Genomic DNA, 6,792 nt, shown 5'->3' with positions numbered 1-6,792 from the left:
ACCGAGGGGCCGACGGTTGCTAGGTTGTTCGTTTGATCTTCGCGCAAGTTTAAGAGTTCTGCGCGCAAGTTAGCGGAATTCCCCTGTATTACCGGCCATATGCATCAAACTAGAGCGCAGATTGCCCCAACTTGCGCGCAGATTGCGCCCCCGCCGCCGACAGTGCTCGGCGGGGTTTCGGCTCGGCACCGATGGCCGCTAAGTTGTCATATAAAAACCGGATGTCCTTTACGGAGCATCCGGTTCTGTGCAACTGATTTTCTAGACGTCTTCAGCTTGCAGCTTCCTAGCCTCGGTCTTGTCTTCTTTAGTTACGTACAATGCCCCTAAGATGAGGGGAATTTGCAGTGGAAGGCGCAGCCATAACAACGCAGGATGCATCTTCTTCCCTTTAATGTATGTTTTATTTTTCATCGCCATGTATATGTTCGCTGGAAATACGAGGACCATGAACACCGCGAGTAGTTTGCCGATGACCGCTCGTCCCTTCTTCGCCCATATGGCGAACGAGAAAAAAAGCTCAAACGCGCCCGATACTAGAACAATTCCCTTGCGGAAAGGTAATGATTTTGGAACGATGCTTCTGAACACACGCTCATTCGTAAAATGCAACGTGCCTGCTGCAAACAATAAGACCGAGTATAAAATACGGAACACGTTTCTCAAAAAATCCCTCCTTCAATTCCTAGTCTATTCCTTTCATTCACCATCTTCAAACATTTCCAGGTAGACGATGAGAGCGATGAGTATTAGACTTACAAGTAGGAAAGAAGGAATAGACGTGACACATATCGAGAGTGGAACGAGAACGTATTATTATGCTTCAATTGCCTTATTTATGGCGGGTTTTGTTTCATTTGCGACGATCTATGCAACGCAACCGATGCTTCCCATTTTTTCATCGGAATTCGGGGTCCCTGCGCAAACGGCAAGTCTAACGGTCTCAGTCACAACCGGGATGCTCGCTTTAGTTCTTCTCGTCGCCGCGCCGATGGCCGATCGGTTTGGCAGAAAGAATATAATGGTTTGGTCGATGTTTTTGACCGCATTTATGGGCCTACTTACTGCGTTTAGCCCGACGTTTAGTGCGATGCTCATCTTGCGAACGTTACTTGGCATTACCGTTGCAGGCGTGCCTGCAATCGCGATGACGTATATCGTCGAAGAGTTTGACCCCCGTGGCCTTGGGCGGATTATGGGTTTGTACATTGCAGGGTCTAGTATTGGGGGAATGAGCGGTCGGTTAATGTCGGGGGTGCTCACCGACATTTGGAGCTGGCAAACTGCGCTCGGTGTACTCGGCGTATTGAGTCTCGCTTTGAGCATCTGTTTTGCTTTCTTTTTGCCAGCATCAAGCAATTATGTGCCAAAGAAATTGTCCGTAAAAGAGGCGTTAGCCAAATACGGAGCGGTACTTCGCAGTGGACGGCTTGTTGCATGATCTCTTTAGGGTTTATTCTCATGGGTGCGTTCATTGCGTTATTTAATTATTTTGCTTACCTTTTAATGGAGCCACCATTTAATCTAAGTCAAACCGTCATCGGAGCCATCTATATTGTGTATCTTGCGGGTACGTTTAGCTCCGTTTATATGGGCAGGAAAGCGGATCGTTACGGGAAACCGGCCATCATTCTCGCTGGTGTCGGGTTAATGGCGGTTGGTGCTCTTGTCACATTAATTCCTTACGTAGCTGTGAAAATTATTGGCATTATCGTGTTTACGTTCGGTTTCTTTGGTGCACACTCAACGGCGAGCGCATGGGTGAGTCAAAGATCAGGGGAACAGCGCTCTCAAGCGTCGGCGCTATACTTGTTTGCGTATTATGCAGGGTCAAGCATCGCAGGAGCGATCGGTGGCTTCTTTTGGACGTCCTTTGCATGGATTGGCGTCGTTATTTTTATTCTTGTGTTGTTAGCATTGGCGCTTCCCGTCGTTCATATTGCGAACCGAACATCGGAGGTGAAAGAATGAGTCATGCGTTCATGAGCGTCATCGTATATGGAATGCTCGTTGTATCAGGAATGATTTTCGTCGATGGTCCGATTACTTTGGATACCCTTCTTTTACCAAGTGTGGGCATTTTCCTTACCGTCGGTCTTGTCGAACATTTTACGATGAAAAAGAAAAGACAACCGCCACAATGGCTCGTGATTGGTTCATTTGCAATTGGGGTCGTTGTTGCGGGCTCGATGATTAGCGCTCATCTCATCATCGGCTAATCTAAGAAACGAAAGGAATGATCCGGTGCAACCATTAGTCGTTAGCCGCTTGAATAAACGATTTAAAAAGCATGAAGTTATTCAAGATTTGAGCTTCTCACTCGATCGTGGGTTAGTGTATGGATTTCTTGGCCCGAATGGGTCTGGGAAGACGATGACGATCAGGATGATTGCGTCCCTTATCTCCATGGATTCAGGGGACGTTCACATTGAAGGAAAGAGTATACGAACGGAGAGAGAACAGGCACTTCGGCACATTGGTGCCATCGTGGAGGACCCGGACTTGTACGGATACTTAACCGGTCGCCAGAACTTGCAACACTTTGCAAGCATGTACCTGAGACAATTTCGGATGAGAGAATCGAAGAAGTTATTCGCCTCGTCGAGTTAGAGAACCGCATTGATGATCGCGTCAAAAAATATTCGCTCGGGATGAAACAACGCATTGGCATTGCCGTCTCTATTCTTCACTCGCCGACCGTCCTCATTTTGGATGAACCTACGAATGGGTTAGACCCGAAAGGCATCCGCCAACTTCGCCAATATTTGCGTAAGCTTGCAGAAGAAGACAATGTAACGGTTTTCGTCTCTAGTCATCAGTTAAACGAAGTTGAGGTTCTATGTGATCGTGCGATTGTGATTAACGACGGAAAAGTTGTCGATGAATTGAATATGCAGGATCGACATTCGGGTACGGAGTATACCGTCTCTTTTGAAGTGCAACCAAAAGACCGAGCCATCCAAGTGTTAAGCGAATTTGGTAGTGTTCAAGAAACGGCAACAGCACTCGACTTAGCCGAGTGCAAGTATGAGGATATTCCTGCAATCGTTCGCGCGCTCATCGCTGCTGATGTAGAAGTGTTTGCTGTGAAGTATCAGCAACGTTTAGAAGAACGATACTTCTCGCTAACGGAAACGAAAGGTCGTGAGCCGCGATGATGAATCTTCTAATCAACGAGTGGATGAAGGCTTGGTACGGAAGAAAAGTATGGATTTTTATGAGCGTGATGGGTGTGGCAGTAACGTTCACATTTTTTGTCGCGCTTTTAATGAACATGAATTTCGACTTGATGATTACAACCGAAGATTTCATTACCGTCGGCTCCGCGATGAGTTTCTTCGTCATACTGTACAGTTTTGTGCTCATCACAGGTGCCATCTCTGGTGAATTTGCCTCGGGCACGATCAAACAATTATTGATTCGACCCGTATCTAGACACCGCATCTTGTTGTCGAAGTGGGTAGCAAGCTTATTACTAAGCATTGGGTTGTACGCCTTGATGATGCTCGTCATCTTTTTGTTTGGCCTGTTCTTTCCGCATCAGCAGTCCCTCGTCGATACGCTCATTGATGCAGGGTTGTTCGTGCTGTACGCCACTCCTACGTTCGTGTTTTACGTATCATTCGCAACGCTCGTTGCTGTAATCACAAGAAATACAGCCGTTACGGTCGTCATTACGATTTTGCCGTATTTCTTTGCTGATATCTTTTTAATGATTGCCAATCAGTACGAGTGGACACAGTGGGTCGTTTTCCGACATATCGATGTGTTTACAAATTACCACCCGGCGAGCTTCTTTGAGCCCCCGTTTGAAAGTATGTGGGCTTCGATTGGCTTTCTCGGACTGCACATCGCCGTCTTCTTAGCCGTCTCGCACATCGTATTCAAAAAACGCGACGTTATATAACGTCATCTAACGAGTGAACGACGCTATCACGCACACGCACTTCATACACACGGTTGTCCTCGTGAAACGCAAACAAACCGTTGTTGAAGTCGGTGCCTAAGTATTTGAAGAAGATGCCTTCAAAATCAGTGTTTTTCTCGTGATTAAAGCTGAGCACATAAGAATCGTCGGTTTGCTTGATGAGGTAGGCGTTCACTCCACGCTCGAAGTTCCAGTCGGCTTCTGCATCGGCGCGAGGTTTTGGCACGACGTGCAGGTCAGCGGACGGCAACTCGTGCAAAAGAACGTCAATGATTGACCCGCCAATGAGCGTTGTCCAAAGGTTCTCCACTTGCTGACCGATGACGACTTGTGTGGCTTCAACGTTCTCCGCTGTTTTCTTAATCACACGAGTGATGTTATGTGCTTGGCTGTTTTCAATAATTAATTGTGCATCACACTGTTCGGCAAGCTCTTGGAAGATACTCATGTCCACGAGCTTGTCGTTTTTGTAGTCGTCTTCAGGTAGGGAGTCAAAGATTAAAATATAGAGACGGGCGTCGCTCGTCCGAGCGAGTTCGGCGCCCTCTCGATGAGGCGTGTGCATGATGTCCGTAGTTCACGCAAACGAGAATTCGTTCAGCCATTAGCGATGACTCCTTTTCTAGGCAAAGTACTCAAAATGGTCGGTAAGTTCATGAACAATTCCTTTCTTCACATTCGCTTCACAGATGTCGTTTTCGTCGTAAAATGCAAAACGCCCGTTGTTGAAATCGGTATGCCGATGTTTAAAGAATACCCCTTCATGCGAGGCGTCGGTGTCGTGATGGAAGTCGAGCAAATACGTGCCGTCATTGTTCGGGTAAAGGTATGCGTCCATCTTTCTCAAACGTCCATTCGGCATCTTCATGGGCGTGATCGGGCGGGATAATCTTCACTTGGGTTGATGGCAAGTGATCGGTTAAATGGTCGGCCGTGGACTGGCCAAGAAACTTCCGCCACAACCCTTCGCTATACTCACCAATAATAAGGTGTGTGGCACCGATTTCCTTTGCTGTTTCTGCGAGACGTTTCGCTGTCGTCAGCGCCCGCCCGTCGCTAATGAGGAGGTCAGCTGAATGCTTCTCCGCCAATTTTTGAAATAGCGACATACCGACAATTCGATGCTCATGGTCCTCCTCACATGCCATATTGTCAAACAAATAGATTGTTAGCCGGTGCTCATCCTCAATATGGGCAAGCGCCTCCTGTATAAAGCGAAGGCCATTTTGCCCGTGCTTCACACAAATCATCGTGTGCTCGGTCATTCGTTCCACTTCCCTTTGGTGATTTCTCCAAATTATGCCCAAAGAAGCGGTGACGTATGCGCGATGGGTGGGGAGTGGAGGCAGGTGAGGAGTATAAATTTGGGGAATTGCGGTGTCGGGGCGCAAACTGTCACAAACCCTGGTTTATGTGACAGTTTAGGCAGCAAAACTGGCGGTTGAGGGTGGCAAATGTCTCATAAAGGCTCCGACTGGTCACAAAAAGTCGGGTAAGTGACAATCTGAGTCGATACGAGCCGGATCAGTGGCGCGTATGGTCACATAAATGAGGTCGCAGAAGTTCAGGATTATTTTGTATTCGGACTTCAGGCTTTTTACATCAATCCTAAATAATCTTCGAGTTTGTAAGATGAAATGTAGAGTATTACATTAGGTGATCGGCAATGGCAAAACGTATTTGGCAGCTTTCTTTATTCCTTTTTTCTGGATAGCTATTTTTGATAGGGCTCTACGTATATAGAATCGATCTGTGATACCTAGGAAATCGCGAGCTTCTTTGTTAGTTATTGTAGTGTTATAGAGCATTGCGTAATCAGATAAACTTCTTACGTAAGGACGTCGATTTATGCTGTTGCATTTTTGGCATGTCCAATTTGCTTTATGTTGGTTTCGCACTAAGTCATATGCTAAACATGTTTCACAGTACATGCCATGTTGCAACATTTCAAACGTTAAGGAATAGCGATTTAAGGTATTTAACCAGGCGGGTGTATGGTTTGCTTTCAGAATATTGGCGGTTTTGTAGAGGTTTTTTATGGAGAGCTTTTCAGAACGATGAATGTTATTTAGATGTTCGATCTTGGAGACTAGTGCTTCAGAACGGATAATGCGGTGGTAAACAATCTCACGTAATTGCTCAGATGCACTTAAAATTGTTTTGTTTGATGTGAAAACTACTCGGCTAATGATAGGGATATCGTGGAGATTCAGGAAGGATTTTAACAAACGTTCTTGTCTTAGACATTGTTCAAGAGGATTTGCAAAAATTTCAAGATGCTCAGTCTCTCTTGTGAATTGATCGTGTTCACCGAAGAAAACAGGGCCGTTAATATGTTTTACTTCTAAAATTAAGATATAGTATTGAGTCAGTACAATAAAATCCATTTGGAATGCAGTGTTGGTTTCCAATAGACGGATATTATGAAGGATTAAATACTGTTGATGATCACTTCGTAAGCTCTGAAGTTGATAATGTGCTTGCTTTTCTCCAAAGTACCCAGCTTCAGCTCGCTTTAAGTCACTGAACACTAAAGGGTAGGCTCCTTGTTTTGAGTGTAGTCTTTGTAGTAAAGCTCTCAATAGTAAAACTTGCTCGGGTGTTCGCATTGGTTTTGTAGACTCAATCAATTATACATCTCCTCCTTTTACTTTAATATAATTCATCGCTACTCATAAATTCTCCTTCTTTATTATTAAATATTGCGAGTTAGAGTGTGAGCGAGAGGTTCAGCCTCTATTACTATTAACGTCCAGAGGGGATGCTAGAAAGAAGTGTATACCCTCAAGTTAAGGAGACGGGGGCTCAAACTGTCACAAATCCTGAGATAAGTGACAGTTCAGGTAGAAATACCGGCGTTTGGA

Annotated in this window: 9 protein-coding genes and 1 pseudogene; 5 read left to right on the top strand and 5 right to left on the bottom strand. The window is 45.6% G+C overall.

Annotated elements, in window-relative coordinates; genetic code table 11:
- Positions 1–261: 261 nt before the first annotated feature.
- A complete protein-coding gene (locus JCM19039_RS21125) occupies positions 262–657 on the bottom strand; it encodes a hypothetical protein (RefSeq protein ID WP_081834675.1) in 396 nt (131 codons plus the stop codon).
- Between the two features lie 124 nt (positions 658–781).
- Between JCM19039_RS21125 and JCM19039_RS21120 the strand changes: the two are divergent.
- The 5 genes and pseudogenes from JCM19039_RS21120 (at position 782) to JCM19039_RS21105 (ending at position 3,907) form a co-directional block, all read left to right on the top strand.
- Positions 782–1,971 (top strand): annotated as a pseudogene (locus JCM19039_RS21120) (MFS transporter).
- Positions 1,968–2,219 carry a hypothetical protein gene (locus tag JCM19039_RS21115; protein ID WP_052399026.1) on the top strand — a complete coding sequence of 84 codons (252 nt, stop codon included), beginning with the start codon at positions 1,968–1,970 and terminating at the stop codon, positions 2,217–2,219. Before JCM19039_RS21120 ends, JCM19039_RS21115 begins: the two are co-directional and overlap by 4 nt.
- Before the next feature lie 25 nt (positions 2,220–2,244).
- A complete protein-coding gene (locus tag JCM19039_RS27625; RefSeq protein ID WP_307190323.1) occupies positions 2,245–2,610 on the top strand; it encodes an ATP-binding cassette domain-containing protein in 366 nt (121 codons plus the stop codon).
- Positions 2,511–3,158 carry an AAA family ATPase gene (locus JCM19039_RS21110; protein WP_307190324.1) on the top strand — a complete coding sequence of 216 codons (648 nt, stop codon included), beginning with the start codon at positions 2,511–2,513 and terminating at the stop codon, positions 3,156–3,158. Before JCM19039_RS27625 ends, JCM19039_RS21110 begins: the two co-directional genes overlap by 100 nt.
- Positions 3,155–3,907 (top strand): ABC transporter permease subunit, encoded by a 753-nt coding sequence (locus tag JCM19039_RS21105; RefSeq protein ID WP_042431074.1) that lies wholly within the window; start codon positions 3,155–3,157, stop codon positions 3,905–3,907. Before JCM19039_RS21110 ends, JCM19039_RS21105 begins: the two co-directional genes overlap by 4 nt.
- On the opposite strand, the gene JCM19039_RS21100 is transcribed toward JCM19039_RS21105, so the two are convergent.
- The 4 genes from JCM19039_RS21100 to JCM19039_RS21085 form a co-directional block, all read right to left on the bottom strand.
- A complete protein-coding gene (locus JCM19039_RS21100; protein ID WP_052399025.1) occupies positions 3,900–4,493 on the bottom strand; it encodes a universal stress protein UspA in 594 nt (197 codons plus the stop codon). The two genes, JCM19039_RS21105 and JCM19039_RS21100, sit on opposite strands and share 8 nt — an antisense overlap.
- 57 nt (positions 4,494–4,550) lie before the next feature.
- A complete protein-coding gene (locus JCM19039_RS21095; protein WP_042431072.1) occupies positions 4,551–4,766 on the bottom strand; it encodes a hypothetical protein in 216 nt (71 codons plus the stop codon).
- On the bottom strand, positions 4,738–5,193 hold the full coding sequence (locus tag JCM19039_RS21090) for a hypothetical protein (RefSeq protein ID WP_042431070.1): 456 nt from the start codon (positions 5,191–5,193) through the stop codon (positions 4,738–4,740). The genes JCM19039_RS21095 and JCM19039_RS21090 overlap by 29 nt, the downstream gene beginning before the upstream one ends.
- Before the next feature lie 387 nt (positions 5,194–5,580).
- Positions 5,581–6,558 (bottom strand): nuclease-related domain-containing protein, encoded by a 978-nt coding sequence (locus tag JCM19039_RS21085; RefSeq protein WP_042431067.1) that lies wholly within the window; start codon positions 6,556–6,558, stop codon positions 5,581–5,583.
- Positions 6,559–6,792 lie beyond the last annotated feature (234 nt).

Origin of the sequence: Geomicrobium sp. JCM 19039, from assembly GCF_000698145.1 — a bacterium.
Lineage (GTDB): Bacteria > Bacillota > Bacilli > Bacillales > Marinococcaceae > Geomicrobium_A.
Note: the sequence above shows the minus strand (reverse complement) of the source record. Positions and strands in the feature narration are given on the sequence as shown.